Source organism: Cyclobacterium amurskyense (assembly GCF_001050135.1).
Taxonomy (GTDB): domain Bacteria; phylum Bacteroidota; class Bacteroidia; order Cytophagales; family Cyclobacteriaceae; genus Cyclobacterium; species Cyclobacterium amurskyense.
In genome coordinates, this window is the sequence record NZ_CP012040.1 from 78,090 (window position 1) to 97,564 (window position 19,475).

Genomic DNA, 19,475 nt, shown 5'->3' on the forward strand with positions numbered 1-19,475 from the left:
ACGAAAAGAACTTTTCTTAATACCAAACAGCAATATAAATCCAATGAAAAATCTGTTTATACTTTTAATTGGCTCGTTTATACTACTGCTTCCAATCACCTGTTACCCACAATTGCCTCCACCAAAAAATGGCAACACTTATGTAATTGCACACAGGGGCGCACATGAAGGTATTCCTGAGAATTCACTCCCAGCCTACCAAAAAGCCATCGATCTGGGCTGTGATTTTGTAGAAATAGACATTAGGACAACCCGTGACAAACAATTCGTAAGTGTGCACAACAGCAGCATTAACGCATATGTGGACGGCAAATCTGGAAATGTTAAAGACATGCGTCTGGCTGAATTGAAAGCCTTGGATATTGGTAAAAAGATTAGTGGGGAATGGCAAAACACCCGAATACCTACCTTTGAAGAAATCCTCAAGCTTTGCCAGAATAAAATAGGGATTTACCTTGACCTCAAAGATGCAGCTCCTGAGGCATTGCTCCCATTGATTCGGAAGTATAATATGGAGGAAAATATTGTCTGGTTTATCTGGGGAGATGATGATGAAAACATTTCAAAAGTCCGGCAAAACTGCCCCAACTGTTTCCTCATGCCTGATCCGGGAAAAGAAAGTAACCTAAATGCTGTTTTGGCCAAATACCAACCGAAGGTGGTCGCTAGTGGAATGAAAAATTGTAGCCTTTCTTTCTGTAAAACAGTACATGAACAAGAGGCTATCGTATTTGTGGATGAAAGCAAAGACAACCTGGAAGATTTAAAGCTTGAATGGACAAAAATGATTGAATGGGGAATTGATGGTATTCAAACAGATAAACCCAAGGCACTAATCAGCTTTCTCAAAAATTTAAATTAACAACATGAGTACTACAACCAAAATATTAAAATGGTTTAAGTATTTGTTCTTAGGGACAATGGTACTTCTTCTATTGCTGATCCTGGTAAAAATCAGCCCGGCCCTTTGGAACCGTTGGGTAACTTATCCTGGATTAGAACAGGCAAGGAACGAACTATGGCAGCAATACCGGAAACCTCCACAGGTAATACCAATGCCGCTGTACCAGGGAGTTGTTCATTCCCATACTTTTTGGTCCCACGACAGTCGGGGTTTACTACCTGAAATAATGGATGGGGCCAAAAAAGCCGAACTTCAGTTCATTTTTAACTCAGACCATAAACGCAATCAGCTAGATACTTTTCCTAGGGGATATCAGGGAGTTTATGATGGCATCATCATAGAATCCGGTACAGAACATAGCTCCGGGCTGATGATCAGCCCTTTTGACAGCACTGTAATTGACTGGGACAGGCCTGAAGCTGAGGTTATTCACGATGTAGTTGAAAACGATGGATTGGCCATTTATGTACATTCTGAAGATGAGCATGATTGGGAGAATCCTGATTATCAAGCGATGGAAATTTACAATATCCATACAGACATGAAGGATGAAGAAGGGATATTCCCCATTCTTGTCAACAGATTATTGAATCCAAAAAAATACACCCATTGGATGTTTAGGGACCTTTATGATGAACAAACGGAAATATTGGCCAACTGGGACCGTCTAAACCAAAACCGGAAAATTGTAGGAGTGGCCGGAGTAGACGCACACAACAATCAAAGTTTCAGGGCCAGGCATCTTGAGGACGAAAAAATAGAATGGGTTGGCCCCAATGCTGACACCTTGGTGATAAGAGAAGCCAATTGGTTTGATAAATTGCTAATGGGAGAACCTGACAAATACGGTTGGGCCTTTAAATGGGAGTTGGATCCCTATTTCAACTCTTACAACCATGCCAATAACTATGTCTATTGCGACACCTTAACCAATGTCAATATTAGGGACCACATTAAATTGGGACATGTTTTTGTGTCCTTTGAAAGCCTGGCTAAAGGGGAAGGCTTTCAGTATTTTGCGGTAAATCAAACGGATAGCCTTACAGCCATTTTGGGAGATTCTGTAAATCTGGCAGCAGTCAATAATTTGAAGGCAATTTCTCCATTTCCGGTAAAATTTCAGCTTTACCAGAATGGAGAGCTTATAGACGAGACTGAGGAAAAATACGATTATGAATATAGGATTCGAGACAAAGGGAATTACCGGATAGTGGCAAGAGTTGACCTGAAAGCCGAATGGATTCCCTGGATTTATACCAATCCCATTTATGTGTATTGAAACCAACCCCAAATAATTGTGCTAACAAATACGCTTAACCTATTCAGATCAATTCATTTCAAACGTTAAAAAGTTGAGGTAACCATGAATACGTTTTTTAAAATTACTTTGGCAGTAATTTTTTCACTGTTTGTAATTGCTTACTTCTATTTTATATTCCCACTCTGGGGCTATCCCTTTAATTCACAAAGACATGGGCAATTGCCTTTGACACCCGCCTGGGCATTGGAATGCTGGTTATGGGAAGACGATGTCAATACAGCGGCCTTTGTTGATGAACTACTGGACGGTTACAAAGAACATGACATTCCCGTTAGAACCATACTTATTGACAGTCCTTGGGCTTACCGCTACAATGATTTTGATGTGGATACCACGCTTTATCCGGATTATAAAAACTGGTTCTTTAACCTTCAGGACGAAGGGTACCGGGTGGTATTGTGGATGACAACCATGGTCAACAGTTATAACAAAGACCTTCAACTAAAAGAAGATCCCCTGTGGTATGAAAAAGCAAAATCCAAAGGATACCTGGTCTCTGATGGGATAGAGAATAAATGGTGGAAAGGAAGAGGCGGTTTTATTGACTATACCAATCCTGATGCCATGAAATGGTGGCGCGGCATGCAGCAAAAGGTTTTTGACCTAGGCATAGATGGTTGGAAACTGGATGGTACAGCCACCTTGTTTTGGAAAAACATTGCAGGCATCCCCTTTTTTTACAAAAAAACGGCTTCAGGTCTTATGACCACGCGAACCTACATGGATCATTATTACCGGGATGAGTACCAGCATGGTCTAAGGCAAAACCCGGAATTTGTCACTTTGTCAAGATCCATGGATCGTAGTTTTCATCCGGAAGGTTTTGCTCCCTTTGATGCATCTCCGGTAAACTGGGTAGGTGATCAAAAGCACGAATGGGTGACAAGCGAAATGCTGAAAGAAGCCAAAGAAGATAAGGTAGACATTGCACTGGAAGGCATTCAGGGTTTTGAGTCTGCCATCACAAGCATCCTGAAAAGTGCTGAAATGGGCTACAATGTCATAGGATCTGATATTGCGGGATTTTCAGGAGGCAAAATCCCACCAAGACTCTACATCAGATGGGCCCAATTTTCCACATTCAACGGATTGTTTTTGAATGGTGGACATGGGGAACGCAGGCTTTGGAAACGCAGTGAGGAAGAATTAAATATCATTAGAGAATACTCCTGGTTGCATACTGAGTTGGTTCCCTATATGTATCATTATGTAGTATCTGCTCATGAAGGCGGATTTGGTTTGATGCAACCCATAGAAGGGAAATACCATTATATGTTTGGGGAAAGTCTTTTGGTTGCACCTATTTACCAGGACAGATTGATAAATGAAGTCAAGCTCCCAAAAGGAAAATGGCGCTATTGGTTTGATGACACAGAGTTAATCGAAGGGCCCACCACTTTTAAACAAGAATTCTCATTGGAGGAATACCCGGTTTATATCAAAGAAGGTGCCATCGTACCAATGCATATCAAACGTGCTTACACAGGGATAGGAAAACCAGAGGATGAAGGTTATTTGACTTTTCTAATCTACCCAGACTTGGAAGAATCAAATTTTGAGGTGTTTAGAGAAAAGGATAAAAGCACGGTCTTGACTTATAAAAACTTAGGGAAAAACTTGACGGTTGAAATTTCCGGAAAACAAATTCCACATATCCTTAATATCAAATCCCAGAACAAGCCTTCAAATATAACTTTGGATGGAAAGCTACTTTTAGAAGAAGTTGATTATAATTATAATACGGAAACTAAAAAGTTACAAATTAAAACTTCAAGCTACAGAGATGGACTATACCTAATCAATTTTTAAACTAAACAAGATGACCTGAAAATAAAAACATTAGAAGCCTATATGGTATACTGTAAATAGAGTTAACAGTTTAAAAAAACACTCAACTGTCAATACATGGCTTAATTAAGATCAACTAACTATGAAAAATACACTTCTTGTACTCCTTACCTTATTCTGTGTGTTTGGATGCAAAACTGCAGCAACAGACCCTGACCGCCCAATCAAAGCACCCAAAGGATATATGAATGAAACGTTCCTCAAAATGGCCTACGGTTTGGGAATGTTAGATCTAATCGATTCTAAGCCCCCTGTACCGGATGATTTAGAGGCGATAAAAAATGTTACTTATAAAACCGTAGGAGATATTGATTTACAATTGGATATCTACAAAAAGAAAGGCTTGGAAGCTCCTGCACCTACAATGGTATTTATCCATGGTGGAGCCTGGAAAAAAGGTAAGCGGCAGGATTATTTGCCCTATATGATCGATTACGCGCAGAAAGGTTATGTGACGGTAACTCTCTCCTATAGGCTATCAGGTGTTGCGAAATTTCCGGCAGCTGCCCAGGATGTCAACTGTGGAATCAAATGGGTTAAGCAACATGCTGCTGATTATGACATTGACCCGGAACGCATGGTGCTGATCGGTGGCTCTGCGGGTGGACACCTTTCGCTATTGCTGGGTTATGGAGGGGATGAAACATTATTCAACCAAGACTGTAAGGAGCTTGGTACAGATAGTAAGGTAAAGGCGATTGTAGATTTTTATGGCCCTGTAGACATCACTACTCCCTATGCCATTACCACAGAGCAGGTACTTAGTTTTATGGGCGCTACTTATGAAGAAATCCCTGAGATGTACAAACTTGCCTCACCAAGTACCTTTATCAGTCCCGATGATCCCCCTACTTTAATTTTTCAAGGAACCATTGATTCATTGGTTCCTGTCAGCCAATCAGATTCACTTGCCAGTTGGTTAGATCAGGCCGGTGTAGACCATGATTACCACCGACTCAAAGGTTGGCCACATACCATGGATGCTGCCAAAAAAGTAAATGAATATGCCCAATTTTATATTGATGCTTTTTTAGAGAAACACCTATGATACGGGAATAGTCACACCGGCTCCAATCTATAAAAGTCTCTAGACTGGTTAAAAATTTGGATGTCCGCAACCCCTTTTAAGCTGAAGATCATGAAGTTTTCTTTTATTTAAGTTAATTAAACTGGATCTCTTCATCTCTAGCCGGAGGATACAAAAGGTTTAATAAAGGAAACCCGGCTTTGAACACAGTTGTCTGTAGGAATAGGTAACTTAAAGAACATCCTTTTATTGAAAGGAACAACAAAAATAATTTGAAATTTAATTCATTATTATTATCTTAATAACAGAATTCGAACAATAAATACGTTTAACGGTATCAACATTTATGATATTGTCTTAATATCAGATGTTGATTTAGTAGTTTTTTTTTCAAGCCATTTTACTAAATTAAGGTTTGTTTTTGTAAAAATCGAAAGGTTGGATTATCCCCAATACAATTCAGTCGCCAATATTAGTAGCCTTTTGATAACGTGTTCTATAGCGAAATGGCCAATTATAATCTATAAATTGGTTTTAAAATGCTTACTAAAAGAATTAAAACAATTTTAATCATTTTCTCAATATTTTCCATCTTTTCCTGTGATGAAAATTTACATGATTCCCAGACTTTTGATAGCTTTGAAATTCAGGGAGAAGACCTGCTTTCTCATAAAGAGTTAAAAAATATTATTGGCAATATTGCAGAAATTCAATATGAATTTGAAAACGGAAGAATAAGTGCTGATATTTTGGAAAAAGAAATTAAAAATTCTCTAGATCCTCTTATTAAAAATGGGAGAAATTTACACAGCAAGTTTTTAAATAACCTTGCTAGAAGTGGAGATCTAAATAAAATGTCTACCCATGAAATAAGAGAGATTGAAGATTTTTCTGATCAACAACTCGCAGAACTTTCATTTGCAATAAATTAATCAAATTACAACTTTTCTATCGATCCAAGAATCCGTTCATGTCTCAATACGGCGTTAGGCATTACAGGGTTGTATGACCTGATGAGGAATACCCGAGCTTTGGGTAGTGTTCAAACCACAGTTAAAGCTTTACGTTTAGTCGGCCGTAGAGCACTGGGATGGGTTGGTGTAGGACTAATGATTTTGGATTTTACTGATTGTTACTATGCTTTATAATAAAAACAATGATCGTCTAATCAATTCATGGAATAGCAACACCTCAATCTTTACTGTTTTGATGTATGTCCTATATGGTATCTTTTACAGGATTTTAGATCTTCCAGTACTATTTTATTTTCTATCCTTCCTTACCCTTATCAACGTCATTGCCATTATTTGGCTCTTATCATTGATTTTCAAAAACACAGCTGGCAGTCTTTTTAAAGACAAGCGTTTTGGTTTTGCGTCTTTGAGACTTATTTTAAACTCCTTGCTATTCTTTCTGATTATTACCGCTGCAATTAGTGGCTAAAAGGAATCTCTTGAAGGTGCCTAATAAATGGAAAATGAAACAAAAGCGAATAAAATTTGCAAAAATGATATCGGTAAAAAGAAAATAATCCCTGATTCTAAAACATTTAAAATAGTAAGATTAGCCCCCTAAATTGGGTAGAGATTTCAACGGTATCGTTGCAAGAAAAGGCAACAATACCGCCAAAACACTGTCACATAATATTGGCTACCTAGGGCCAATAACTTAGGCTGTGGTATTATCGTCACTGCTAGGGAGTAATTGCGTACAAAAATGGTAAAGTAAATCAGCACTGCGACTGCGGCAGTCCGTGGGAATAGGTATATGCCCTATATTATCCAATGACCCTATTCGAAATCTTTACACTGCCATTACAATTCAGATTGCTTCGCTTAAGCTCGCAATGAGGATAGGCTCTTACCTTTTAAAATACGGGTAATCAGCAGGCTCTTGTTTTCCCTCGGTGGTCATGGTAGAGGTGATATCAAAACTTGAGCGTTGCCAATAATAGAATTGCCCTGTTTCAGTTCCTACTACAAGGTCAGGTATCCCGTCTTTATTGAAGTCAGAAACAACAGGGCCATCGGTATGCCCCATCAGGGTTTTGGAAAGCACTCTTCCCATGTATTCCAAAACCAATTTACCATCCTTCATTCCTTTGTTTTTCATCCAGTCTACTGCTGGTTTGGAGGAAACAATCAGGTCTTCCAGTCCATCACCATCCCAATCGTGAAAAGTAATTTTTAATCTTCCACTACTTGACCCTGTACGTTGATTGAGCAATATGGGCTTACCGTCAGGAAAGACAAAATTCCTTTGCGGATGCATCAACACTAGCTTTTCGTTTACCTTTTTCCGCGGGTACACTGCCAGATAACCTTCATGATCCAATATGACCAGGTCATTTAATCCATCATCGTTAAAGTCCATAATCAATGGAGATGTTCTCCAAGGAGCCAATAATTCATTGTCTGCTTTGGCCACACCGGGCACCCAGTCAGGCCGAAGTGGTTCGCCTTCCCATTCCACGTACAATGGCTGTGGGGCTGCCAGTTTAGGGGCTTTCTTGCTACCAGTATTTTTAAAAAACACAATATTTCCATTGTGTTCATTGGCCAGAATATCCGGCAAATCATCTTCATCCCAATACCCCACATCAATGGTGCTATACCCCCAAATTGGGGCCTCAGTGTTGGGAAGGGCTTCCGTTTGAATCAACCGGATAGGCTTTCCATCTGCCTCAAGCAATTGAGGAGCATCCCATACAGGGTCTTTCCCTCCAAGGTTTTTAATGAAGCCAATATGTCCCACTCCATTTCCACTAATAATATCATCCAATCCATCTCCATCCCAATCAAAAATCCTAGGCGCCACTAAAGCACCAAAATCTACATATTTGGCTTCTTGCTGAATATATACTGGCGCTGCAAATTGAGGTATTCCGTCTTTGATTTCTCCAGTATGCCTGAGGTAAGAGATTTTCCCATCTTCATCCCCAGCCAAAATATCCATAAAACCATCTTTGTTCCAGTCAATTGCCGTCTGATGCATGGTAGCCCTAGACTCATATTGGATGGGAAGTCCATCAATTTTCAAAGCTATCCCTAGGCCAAACTCATATTCTGTAGCAGAACCGGTATTCTCGAAGTAAACGATAAAGTCATCGTTCCAGTCAATGTCAAAATTTTCATGGTTTTTACCAATACTCAAAAAATCATAGTCTCCATCATTGTCAAAATCCGCAAACATGGGTTTCATCGATAACCCTTCGGATAAAGGAGATCCATCTGATTTCAAAAGTCTTTGGGGACTTTCATATACTGGATCCTCATTGGTGCCAGAATTTTTCAAAAACAATACATGGCTTTTTCCATCGGTTACAAATTCAAGTTTTTTCGCCAGTTCCCCTATCCGGCCTCGGTAAGTTCTGGGTTTGTCCCGTGTGGCAACTGCCATCAAATCATGGACACCATCCCCATCAAAATCAATAATTTTCCACTCTGTTTTGCAGTTGTGCAAGTAATCGTATCCATCAACAGGTAAATGCACTTCATTTTCATCCCAAAAGACATTTTGAGGCACATTTTTATAAATCAAAAGCTTTTCTCTAACCCTATCAGGGGTAAGCACGTGCACTCCTTCCCCCACATAAGAGGCCTGAAACCTGGAACCATCATCGCCCAACCTCCTTCTTTCAAAAGACACCTTCATTCTCCTTCTAAATACAGGCATTTCCGTGTTCCCTGAAATATTCTCAAAGTAGAAAATTCCGGATTCCGTATAGCTTCCGGATTCTGAAATCAACAAATCCAGATCTCCATCCCCATCAAAGTCCATGGGCATGGGTACGGCTTTAAAACCAGCATCTAAGTCTACCAGCAAACCAGGATTATTATAGGCCAGTTTGTGAAGCATATTGTCACCATAAATGCTTGATTCTGCAGACGGCTGGTTCGTTCCACAGGAAAAGAGGAAAAGGCTACCTATTGCTAAAATAGGCAGCCAGGTTTTAATGGGTTTAATCATTATTGTAAAATGTTTATTGCTATATTTTAATATAAGTATTGTTTTTATGCATGTACCATAATATAAGGTAAAGCAAGCCAAAACCACCAAGGGTGGTCAATGCACCATAATAGGCACCTGTATATTGCTCCAAACCATACAATAGAAAATGGGCTATATCAGGGAAGCTAATGACATGGGAAAGCACATATGCAGTAATGGCATTCATCCCGATCACTTTAAACATAAAAGTCCATTTCACCTTACCTTTCACATCAATGATCCAGTAAAACAGGGCCATTAAAAGAAAACAAACGCCAGAGGAGGCGAGCACAAATGAACTGGTCCATATTTTTTTTACAATCGGATGCCAAATTCCCCAAATCATGCCCAATGCCAATCCTGCAACACCCACAATCAATAGGTAAAGGGCCACTTTATTTCTAGGAAGATTGGATTTAATCAACTCTCCAGCAAAGAGTCCGGACAAGGTAGTAGCTATAAATCCAAAACCAGTCAGTACCCAGGTGTATTGATAGCCATCGTCAAATCGACCCAATACCAAATGATCAAAATACAAAGCATAATTTTTATCAGGAAGAATCACACTTTGACCAACTCCCGGAACATTGGGAACTGTGAGTATCAAGGCATAAATGATCAAACAAGCAGCAAACATAATATAGCGCCCATTCCTGCTCAAATAAATAAAAGCCAGACAAGAAAAGAAATAGCCTACTGCAATCGCTTGAAGGGTATTGCTAAAGATTTTAAAGGTATTGACATCCAAGGCCAGTAAATTTCCCTGAACAATCCATCCCAAGAAAAACAGGATAAAGACCCGCTTAAAGAGTTTTTTATAAATCTGAGCCTTTCCTGTATTTTCCTGCATTCTTTTGGACAAGGAAAAAGGAATAACAGCCCCCACCATAAAAAGGAACAGCGGCATGATGATATCGTAAAAGGTGGATCCAAACCAATCGGGATGGTCAAATTGGTTGGCCAAAAAACCTGTAATCGTGGATTGGGAACCTTTGTGAAGCAGAGCGAAAAAACGATCCGCAAAAATAATAAACAACATATCAAATCCTCTCAGTGCATCTATGGAGAGGATTCTGTTGGGTTTGATGGTTTGCTCATTCATGAAAATAAACTTTAATGGGTGGTGGAAAGAAGGTAATATATCAATTTATTTAAACAAAAATCTAAATTGAATTGGTTAAACGCTTCTGGGTTTATGTTTGATCTTTTGAAAAACAAGGATTATAATAGCTCTAATAGGCGGTAAAACAGATCAGCACCAACTGTAAAGACATAGCATCAAGATTATTTGCCAAATAATTTATTGCGCTTTTTCCAATTTATCTTGGCAACATAAACACTGCCATCGCTTCCATACTTCTCTACTCCTTCTGGCTGCATCCATTCCGAAACAGTCACCCATGTTTCTTTTGGACTTATTTCTGTTACTCCAAAATTACCCAGTCTGGCACCTCTCTCTGGCACTAGGGCAATTTCTGTTTCTCTGATTACCGCTAACTTTTCGGTGTCAATCTTGGCCATAAACAATGGCGCACGGTGTCTGAAAACATGATCATTGTCTGCACCTCTACGTGTATATACCAAGTACAATCCATCGGAATGCCTTACCCAATGCTGCTGGGTATTGTAATTACCCAAGGGCGATCCATCGTCAAAAGTCCATGGTTTGATCTCATCGTAATGCAAACCGTCCTTACTGGAAGTAATATAACCCTGCAGGTCATTTCTGATGGTAAGAAAATATTTACCCCCAAATTCCATCAACGAGGGTTCGTGCAAACCTCTGGTCTCATTATCCACCCAAAGTGAATTCCCTTTCTTTAAATACCGCAATGTCTTCCCATCAAAACTACAATGACATACCGTTACTCTGGAATTTTTTCCCTGAGAAGTATAATATATGGGTAATAAAATTGAGCCATCAGCTAAATCCAGTCGCTGAACACATCCAGCCCCTGCACTTGCAAGTTCATCACCTTCCGGCATTTCCAATTTCATCCACGGCAGCCATTCAGCACTCTTGGGGTCGTAGACAGAATAGGAAGTATGTCTTGCCCCATGATGATCGACTTTCCAGTCAGGAGTGTAAACAATGGTATGGCCTGTTCCCAAAAGCACGCCTGACTTTTCGTGCCACTTGGGCCAAAAATCAGCAGCCGCTACTGGCCGTTCCAAACCAGCTATGGTTTCCATTTTAGGAGCTAAAGGCTCGGACTTTTCAGGCTTTGTCCATGTTTTCCCTTTATCCATACTCCGAATCTGATACATTCCTTTAAATACATCGCTTCCTTCCAAGTCCAGTGTACTCATGGTCATGACAATCTCTTTTGTTCCATTCACCTTTCCTGCTCTAGGATGCACCCAACATTGTTTGCCATCAAAAAGCTTGGCCACCACATCTAAGCTGACCGTAAAATCCGGTACCAAAGGTGCTCTAGGAAAGGAGAAACCCACTTGAGGAAGGCTCAGTACCAGGAAGGAAGCACTACTTTTAAGGAGAAATTTTCTACGGTTCAACATGCTAATATTCTTTTTCAGGAGTAGGATAAATAACCAATAATAAGGAAACATACATAAAACTGACCTTATAAACCACCGTTTTTTCACAAAATAACGGTACTTTTATCTGACTGGTTTTCACCTGCCAGCATTCCACTTATTTATTGTTGATTAGGTCTCCTTTTTCAAAGGAATACCCTTGTCAATACCATTCAAAAAACCATTCGGACGATAATGAACGACGTTACATTAAAGGACTTTTTAATTTCAAATCTAAAGGTTGACGAAAACGAAATTTTATCAATCGTTGAAACCTGCAAGAAAAAAAAGGTTAAAAAAGGGGACTTTTTATTACGAAAAAATGAATACTGCAAATACACCTTTTTTATAGAAAAGGGGCTGCTACGTCAATTTTCTATTGACAAAAAAGGAAAGGAGCACATTTTAACTTTCGCTCCTGAAAATTGGTTTGTTACAGATAGAGACGGTGCCTATTTCAATAAGCCATCAACTTATTTTATTCAGGCATTGGAAGACAGTCAGGTTGTATTGATAGATGAAGAACAAGTCCATCTGCTTTCCAATAAAATCCCAAAGTTTACCTACTTCAACAATAGATTGCTTCACAACCATATTCGACACTTACAAAACAGAATTAACCTGTTATTAAGTACTGCCGCTGAAGACAGGTATTTACAGTTTGTAAAGATGTACCCTGACATACTTTTAAGAGTACCTCAAACAATGGTAGCATCCTATCTAGGCATCACTCCCGAAAGCCTGAGTCGTGTCCGTAAGGAATTGACTCTCAAAAACTTCAAAGTATAATTTCTTATCATACATCAATGCAAGGACCATGTTCTAAATGTAGGTTTGCTAAATAAAATTAAACAGCTATGAAAACAAGAACAGTAGAATTGGTAGCAAGTCCTGGAGAACCCCACTTTGTTGGTGATGGTTTTCGTGTGCATACCTTTATCCCCAGTGGTATTGTTCTAGATATGCAACGGATGAACCCCTTTATTTTGTTGGATTATAATTCACCCTACAAATTTCCACCATCAAGCAATCCAAAGGGAGTGGGGGTCCATCCGCACAGGGGTTTTGAAACGGTAACAATCTCCTACAAAGGAAAAGTAGCTCATCATGACAGTAGTGGTGGTGGCGGAGTGATCGGTGAAGGCGATGTTCAATGGATGACAGCTGCAAGTGGGGTTTTGCATAAGGAATACCATGAAGAAGAATGGAGCAAAACCGGAGGCATTTTTCAAATGGTCCAACTTTGGGTGAACCTACCCCAAAAAGACAAAATGAGTGAACCAAAATACCAAGCCATAAAAAAAGAAGATATCAACCAACATAAATTGAAAAACGATGCAGGACATATAGAGGTAATTGCTGGAGAATACAACGAAACCAAAGGTATTGCTTCCACCTTCACACCATTACATGTTTTGAATGTAAAGCTGAACGAAAGTGGCAAAGCAGTCTTTACATTTCCTTCCAATTACAATACAGCTCTCCTTGTATTGGAAGGGAGCATCGTTATCAATGGGAATGAAAAAATACAAACGGATCATTTGGCATTAATGGCGAATGATGGAGAAACTTTTGAGGTCGAAGCCGATAAGGAAGCCCTCCTATTGCTTTTAAGTGGACTACCAATTGATGAGCCCATAGTTTCACATGGACCATTTGTGATGAACACAAAAAAAGAGCTATTAGAAGCTTTCGATGATTTCAACAATGGCAAATTTGGCTATTTAAAAGATTAAAGAAATAGGAAATTACAACTCCTGAAGCGGCGGGTTAATGGAAATAAAACCACCCTCCAGGAGTTTAATTCTATGATCCTAATACCAATTTTAAAATTTTGCCTCAGTTCATCTTGTATTTTATTTCAACTGCTCCAGTAGAGTAAGCTTTGGTTTCGATAAGCGTCAATTTAGTCTCTCTAGGAAGGCTTTCAAACAAATCAATACCTTGAGTCAGTACAATAGGCATTACAAAAACCTGGATTTCATCAATAAGTTTTTCATTTAGCAACAGGGTGTTCAATTGCCCTCCCCCTATAAGCCAAATATCTCCCCCTTTTTGGTTTTTTAATTGTTTGACAAAATCCAGGTGATTGTCCGAAATGAATACCACGTCACTTGTATTTATCAAGGTTTTATCCCTTGTAAACACATAATTATTTTTGTCTGCATAAGGAAAATCGATTCCCCAACTTAAGATTTGCTTATAAGTAGTATTCCCTTGAATGGTCGTATCAATGGATTTATAAAAATCAGCATAACCGTGATCAATTTTCTCTGGATTAGGGATAGCTTCAAGCCAATCGACACTACCGTCAGACTTGGCAATCTTCCCATTTAAACTTATGGCAATATATAGTTTTAATTTTCTCATTATCAATAAATTAAATAAACATCTCAACTAAAAAACCTCTACTTCACTATTAACTATTGGCCAAAGTAAGGTTAATTTTTATTTGGAAGAAGAATCAGTAAATAGAAATATTAAAACGAATAGAAACAACCTAACACAGAAAGGAAAATGCGCTAAGTGTTAAAAATGTTCTCCAATAATTTGTTTTGCAGGTTTAAGTTTTCTAAAATTATTCTGAATTAGCAATAACGGCCTTTGCACCCATGAAGTAAAGGTCAAAACCCAATATATATAATGAAGCCTACCGATACGAGTAATCCGGAATATTACCACAAGGTAGTGGACTGTCAGTACGCCTGTCCAGCCCACACACCAGTCCCTGAGTACATCCGAAAAATTGCAGAGGAAAAATACACCGAAGCCTACATGATCAATTGGGAATCCAATGTATTCCCAGGGGTTTTAGGCCGGACATGTGACCGTCCCTGTGAACCGGCATGTAGAAGAGGGAGAGTAGAAGAAGAACCTGTAGCAATCTGTAGGTTAAAAAGAGTGGCCGCAGACAACAAAGGAGATGTCAAAGCCCTAATGCCTCATGCACCATTCCCTTCCAATGGTAAAAAAATCGCCCTTATAGGCGGAGGGCCTGCTTCCTTGACAGTAGCAAGAGACCTTGCTCCTTTGGGTTATGAAATCCATCTTTTTGATGAACAAATAGCCGGAGGAGGTATGATGCGAAGTCAGATACCTGCATTCCGCTTACCTGAAGAAGTCCTCAATGAGGAAGTCAATTACATCTTGGATTTGGGTATTCACACCCAATTCATGCATTATGTAGATAGCCTTAAAGGCATTCTAGAGCAAGACTATGATGCCGTATTTATAGGCACTGGAGCTCCAAGAGGTAGAGATCTTCCCAAACTTCCAGGAAGAAAAGAAGCTGATGCCAATATCCATATCGGAATCGAATGGCTGGCCAGTGTAGCATTTGAACACACCAAAAAGATTGGAAAAAAGGTAATTGTTTTGGGTGGTGGTAACACCGCCATGGACTGCTGCCGTACTTCTCGCCGAATGGGTGGAGAGAGTGTAAAAGTAGTCGTTAGAAGCCCATTCAAGGACATGAAAGCCTCTCCTTGGGAAAAAGAAGATGCTCAGCATGAAGACATTGATATATTTGACAACCATGTCCCCCTTAGTTTTGAAGTGGAAAATGGCAAACTTATAGGCATGAAATTCCAAAAGGTGGAAGCTGTCTATGATGACAATGGCAAAAGAAAGCTAATTCCAACCGGCGAACCGGATGTTTTTATAGAAGCAGACGAAGTACTTATCGCTATAGGTCAGGAAAACAGCTTTCCATGGATAGAAAGGGACATAGGGCTTGAGTTTAACGAATGGGAAATGCCTACAGTAGATAAGGTAACCTTTCAGTCTACAAACCCTAAAGTGTTTTTTGGTGGAGATGCTGCATTTGGACCAGAAAACGTTATCACGGCAGTGGCTCATGGACACCAGGCTGCAGTATCCATGAACCTCTTTTGCGAAGAAAAAGACCTAAAGCAAAGGCCTGCTCCGTTTACCAAGCTGTTCAGCACCAAAATGGGTATCCACGAATGGAGCTACGACAGCCCAGTAACCATCGATCAAAGATTCTTGGTTCCACAGGCAGAAAAAGCCCTGACATTGGTAGATCGAAAGAAAGAAGTGGAGCTAGGATTTAACTTGCCCACAGGATTTAAAGAAGCTCAACGTTGCCTAAACTGCGATGTACAAACAGATTTCTCTGCTGATCTCTGCATAGAGTGCGATGCCTGTATGGACGTCTGTCCTACAACCTGTATCACATTTACAGGAAACGAGCCGGAGGAGGATAAATTAAGACAGAAACTACTGGTACCAGCAACCAATAAATCACAGGATATCTTGGTATCAGAAACACTCAAAACCGGACGTGTCATGGTAAAAGATGAAGATGTATGTCTTCACTGCGGACTATGTGCAGAAAGGTGCCCCACCTCCGCATGGGACATGAAACAATATTTTTACAGTGTAACAAAAGCAGGAAACATATGAATGAGGAACAAACCATTGCTCACCCTAAAGCAAGGGTAAATGATTTTGTAGCCCGGTTTGCCAACGTCAATGGAACCGGCTCAGCCAGTGCCAATTTTCTATTTGCAAAAGCTATTTTCAGGATGGGTATTCCCGTCACTCCTAAAAATATTTTCCCCTCCAACATTCAGGGGCTACCTACATGGTACGAAGTAAGGGTTAGCGAAAAAGGCTACCTAGGCCGTAGAGAAGGCGTTGACCTACTCGTGGCAGTCAATGCCCAAAGCATGAGACAAGACATCGAAAGCGTCCAGTCCAGCGGCTACTTGATGTATGATAGCACCAAAAAACTACATTCTGATCTGATTAGAGAAGATATCCATTATCTGGGAGTTCCCATGATGGAATTGGCCAATGCAAACTACAGCAACCCAAGACAGCGACAACTATTTAAAAACATTATCTATGTAGGCGCCCTTTCTGTTTTGCTAAACATAGAGTTTGAAGTATTAGAGACCTTGCTCAAAGAACAATTTGCAGGCAAGGAGAAACTGATCGCTCCAAATGTAAAGGCACTACAACTGGGCATGGATTATGCCAAAAAGCATTTTGACTACCCCCTACCCATTAGACTGGAAAGAAGAGACCTTGTCAAGGATAAAATATTGGTGGATGGCAATACAGCCTGTGGACTGGGTGCCGTATATGGTGGGGCTACGGTAATGGCCTGGTACCCTATCACCCCTTCAACTTCTGTTGCAGAGGCATTTGAAAAATTCGCAAGCAAATACCGCATAGATCCCGAAACAGGAAAGAAAAACTATGCCATCGTTCAGGCAGAAGATGAGCTGGCAGCCATGGGAATGGTCATCGGTGCCAACTGGAATGGGGCAAGATCCCTAACAGCCACGAGTGGCCCAGGGGTCTCCTTAATGAGTGAATTTATAGGCTTGGCCTATTTTGCAGAAGTACCTGCTGTACTGATAGACGTGGAAAGAGCCGGCCCCAGTACCGGCATGCCTACAAGAACGCAACAATCGGACATCACCATCGCTGCATACGCCTCCCATGGAGACAGCAAGCATCCATTGTTATTCCCCTCTACTCCCAAGGAGTGTTTTGACATGACAGCCATCTCATTTGACTTGGCAGATCGCCTTCAAACGCCAATCATTTTGATGACTGATCTGGACTTGGGCATGAACGATCATATGAGCGAGCCATTTACATGGGATGCTGAAAAGAAATATGACAGAGGAAAAGTATTGAACAGGGAAGAGTTGGAAGCCATGGGCAGGTACGGCAGATACCTGGACAATGAAGGAGATGGTATTCCTTACAGAACCTATCCCGGCACCCATCCATCCAAAGGCGCCTTCACCACCAGAGGAACCTCCCGAGATGAGTATGCCGTGTACACTGAAAACAGCGAAGCCTATGTGCGCAATATGAAACGCCTGCAAACCAAGTGGGAAACGGCAAAAAAAATAATGCCCGAACCCCACTTGTATCAAGAAGAAAATCGGCAGGAAATCGGCATGTTGTTCTTCGGAACCTCCACCTATTCTTCAGAAGAAGCCAAAGATTTGCTGGAAGAAAAAGGCATTCACCTAGATGCCATTCGCATCAAAGCCTTCCCTTTTGGAGAAGCTACTGAGGCCTTTATTCAATCTCACAAGCTTGTGTTTGTCATCGAGCAAAACAGGGATGGGCAGCTTCGCAGCCTGATCATTAATGAAATGCAAACCAATCCTGCGAAACTAGCCCCTGTACTGAATTATGATGGCATGCCCATCACTGCAGATGAAATCGCTTCACAAATCACCAATTATTTAAAGCAAAAAACCGCCGTAGCTCATGACTTATCTGAAACCTTTATTTAGACATCCCAAGCTTCCCAAAAATAAACTTGGATACACCCTTAAAGAATACGAAGGCAGTATTTCTACGCTCTGTGCAGGTTGTGGACATGACAGTATCAGCGCCACCATCGTACAGGCTTGTTACGAACTAGACATTGAGCCCCATCTGGTAGCTAAAATCTCCGGCATTGGTTGCTCTTCCAAAACCCCTGCCTACTTTCTAGGCAATTCCCATGGTTTTAACTCTGTGCATGGCAGAATGCCTTCTGTGGCTACAGGTGCCAATATGGCCAATAAAAATCTGGTGTACTTTGGCGTTTCAGGAGATGGAGACACAGCTTCCATCGGTATGGGGCAGTTTGTGCATGCCATCCGAAGAAACCTCAACATGGTCTATATCGTGATGAACAATGGCTGCTATGGACTTACCAAAGGACAAGATTCAGCTACTGCCGATTTAGGGTCTAAGAGCAAAGCCGGATCTATCAACCCGTTTCAGCCTGTGGATCTTGCCAGCTTGGCAGTAGAATTAGGCGCTACCTTTGTGGCCCAAAGTTTCAGTGGTGACAAACAACAACTGGTGCCTTTAATCAAAGCAGGCATACAACACAAAGGCCTGGCCTTTATCAATGTAATGTCCCCTTGTGTCACTTTCAATAACAATCCCGGATCAACCAAATCCTATGATTATGTACGTGAACACATGCAAGCCACGGGTACCTTGGATTTTGTCCCCGAAGAAAAACCCATTCATGCCGAGTATGAGGAAGGCACGGGCACGGCTGTATCGCTACATGATGGCTCTGAGATGAAGTTACACAAATTGGCCCCGGACTGGGATCCCGAAGACCGGGTATCCGCAGCCAATGCCATTCAGCAAGCAAGATTAAAGGATGAAATACTCACCGGCTTGCTCTATATCAACACCCAATATGGCGACCTGCATGATATCATTAACACTTCAGACACACCTTTAAATACCATGAAGGAAAACACCCTGTGTCCGGGCACTGAAAAACTGGACACCATCAATGCGGGATTCAGGTAAAAAAATCCTGACACCATCACATTCGAAACAAACACCATTACAAAACCCCATCGCTTTTACTAGAGATGGGGTTTCTTTTAAGGATGAGGAAGATTGCAGGATCCACAAGTGCCATGACAGGATAAAAACCAGTAGACTAATACTTTGGGAACACAAACTCCATGACATTGGCTCAGGAGACAGACAAGTACTACTACGTTCAAAAATTCATCTACACCTTAACACCAGAGTCGATCTGGAAGTTGGCAGACAAGTTCCTTGCATATTACAAGCTTCACGGTCAGAAGACTTTTACCTGTACTCGATAGGGTAGCGAAAAACTACCCATACATCGGCTAGCTATTGAGAGCACCAATGCCTCTGATTGCTTTAAATACCTAATGATGCACAAGTCCTGAAGAAGTCACGTAAGGTGACCCAGAAAGCCAGAAGTGGTGGCTAGGGTGAAGATGTGATTTTGGAGATATTCAGATAATTTTATAATAAAAATTGAAAAAAAAATCAATCATTTATGGGTATAAAGCCTGAGAAAT

16 protein-coding genes are annotated in these 19,475 nt (G+C 40.7%); 12 read left to right on the forward strand and 4 right to left on the reverse strand.

The features are described from left to right. Positions 1 to 43: 43 nt before the first annotated feature. The 6 genes from CA2015_RS00320 to CA2015_RS00345 all read left to right on the forward strand — a co-directional run bounded on the left by CA2015_RS00320 (position 44) and on the right by CA2015_RS00345 (position 6,543). Positions 44 to 862 (forward strand): glycerophosphodiester phosphodiesterase, encoded by an 819-nt coding sequence (locus CA2015_RS00320; protein ID WP_048640083.1) that lies wholly within the window; start codon positions 44 to 46, stop codon positions 860 to 862. A 4-nt stretch (positions 863 to 866) separates the two neighbouring features. After that, on the forward strand, positions 867 to 2,183 hold the full coding sequence (locus CA2015_RS00325) for a CehA/McbA family metallohydrolase domain-containing protein (protein WP_048640084.1): 1,317 nt from the start codon (positions 867 to 869) through the stop codon (positions 2,181 to 2,183). Between the two features lie 84 nt (positions 2,184 to 2,267). Then, positions 2,268 to 4,034: a TIM-barrel domain-containing protein gene (locus CA2015_RS00330; protein ID WP_048640085.1), complete on the forward strand. Its 1,767-nt coding sequence runs from the start codon at positions 2,268 to 2,270 to the stop codon at positions 4,032 to 4,034. A 121-nt stretch (positions 4,035 to 4,155) separates the two neighbouring features. Next, positions 4,156 to 5,121, forward strand: coding sequence for an alpha/beta hydrolase (locus CA2015_RS00335; RefSeq protein WP_048640086.1), 966 nt, complete (start codon positions 4,156 to 4,158; stop codon positions 5,119 to 5,121). A 518-nt stretch (positions 5,122 to 5,639) separates the two neighbouring features. After that, positions 5,640 to 6,032: a hypothetical protein gene (locus CA2015_RS00340; protein ID WP_048640087.1), complete on the forward strand. Its 393-nt coding sequence runs from the start codon at positions 5,640 to 5,642 to the stop codon at positions 6,030 to 6,032. A gap of 205 nt (positions 6,033 to 6,237) precedes the next feature. Further along, the gene (locus CA2015_RS00345; RefSeq protein ID WP_048640088.1) at positions 6,238 to 6,543 is read left to right on the forward strand and encodes a hypothetical protein; all 306 of its coding nucleotides are present in this window, start codon (positions 6,238 to 6,240) and stop codon (positions 6,541 to 6,543) included. Between the two features lie 417 nt (positions 6,544 to 6,960). Here CA2015_RS00345 and CA2015_RS00350 read toward each other — a convergent pair whose 3' ends face one another. From CA2015_RS00350 to CA2015_RS00360, 3 genes are all read right to left on the reverse strand, one after another. Continuing rightward, positions 6,961 to 9,069 carry an FG-GAP repeat domain-containing protein gene (locus CA2015_RS00350; protein WP_048640089.1) on the reverse strand — a complete coding sequence of 703 codons (2,109 nt, stop codon included), beginning with the start codon at positions 9,067 to 9,069 and terminating at the stop codon, positions 6,961 to 6,963. Positions 9,070 to 9,088: 19 nt separating this feature from the next. Then, positions 9,089 to 10,192 (reverse strand): acyltransferase family protein, encoded by a 1,104-nt coding sequence (locus tag CA2015_RS00355; RefSeq protein ID WP_048640090.1) that lies wholly within the window; start codon positions 10,190 to 10,192, stop codon positions 9,089 to 9,091. Positions 10,193 to 10,374: 182 nt separating this feature from the next. Then, positions 10,375 to 11,610 (reverse strand): sialidase family protein, encoded by a 1,236-nt coding sequence (locus CA2015_RS00360; RefSeq protein ID WP_048644271.1) that lies wholly within the window; start codon positions 11,608 to 11,610, stop codon positions 10,375 to 10,377. A 213-nt stretch (positions 11,611 to 11,823) separates the two neighbouring features. On the opposite strand from CA2015_RS00360, the gene CA2015_RS00365 reads away from it, so the two are divergent. Together CA2015_RS00365 and CA2015_RS00370 are read left to right on the forward strand one after the other, a co-directional pair. Continuing rightward, entirely contained in the window at positions 11,824 to 12,417 is a 594-nt protein-coding gene (locus CA2015_RS00365) for a Crp/Fnr family transcriptional regulator (protein WP_048640091.1), read from the forward strand. 68 nt (positions 12,418 to 12,485) lie between these two features. Beyond that, positions 12,486 to 13,364 carry a pirin family protein gene (locus CA2015_RS00370; RefSeq protein WP_048640092.1) on the forward strand — a complete coding sequence of 293 codons (879 nt, stop codon included), beginning with the start codon at positions 12,486 to 12,488 and terminating at the stop codon, positions 13,362 to 13,364. 103 nt (positions 13,365 to 13,467) lie between these two features. Here the strand turns inward: CA2015_RS00370 and CA2015_RS00375 are convergent, their stop codons facing one another. Beyond that, positions 13,468 to 13,998: a dihydrofolate reductase family protein gene (locus tag CA2015_RS00375; RefSeq protein ID WP_048640093.1), complete on the reverse strand. Its 531-nt coding sequence runs from the start codon at positions 13,996 to 13,998 to the stop codon at positions 13,468 to 13,470. A 273-nt stretch (positions 13,999 to 14,271) separates the two neighbouring features. On the opposite strand from CA2015_RS00375, the gene CA2015_RS00380 reads away from it, so the two are divergent. From CA2015_RS00380 to CA2015_RS24730, 4 genes are read left to right on the forward strand one after another with little or no spacing between them, the layout of a single operon-like run. Next, positions 14,272 to 16,053: an FAD-dependent oxidoreductase gene (locus CA2015_RS00380; RefSeq protein WP_048640094.1), complete on the forward strand. Its 1,782-nt coding sequence runs from the start codon at positions 14,272 to 14,274 to the stop codon at positions 16,051 to 16,053. Beyond that, positions 16,050 to 17,915 (forward strand): 2-oxoacid:acceptor oxidoreductase subunit alpha, encoded by a 1,866-nt coding sequence (locus CA2015_RS00385; RefSeq protein ID WP_048640095.1) that lies wholly within the window; start codon positions 16,050 to 16,052, stop codon positions 17,913 to 17,915. Before CA2015_RS00380 ends, CA2015_RS00385 begins: the two co-directional genes overlap by 4 nt. Beyond that, complete coding sequence (locus CA2015_RS00390) at positions 17,890 to 18,942, forward strand: 2-oxoacid:ferredoxin oxidoreductase subunit beta (protein ID WP_048640096.1); 1,053 nt, start codon at positions 17,890 to 17,892, stop codon at positions 18,940 to 18,942. The genes CA2015_RS00385 and CA2015_RS00390 overlap by 26 nt, the downstream gene beginning before the upstream one ends. Further along, a complete protein-coding gene (locus CA2015_RS24730; RefSeq protein ID WP_157470225.1) occupies positions 18,926 to 19,255 on the forward strand; it encodes a hypothetical protein in 330 nt (109 codons plus the stop codon). Before CA2015_RS00390 ends, CA2015_RS24730 begins: the two co-directional genes overlap by 17 nt. The last annotated feature ends 220 nt before the right edge of the window (positions 19,256 to 19,475 follow it).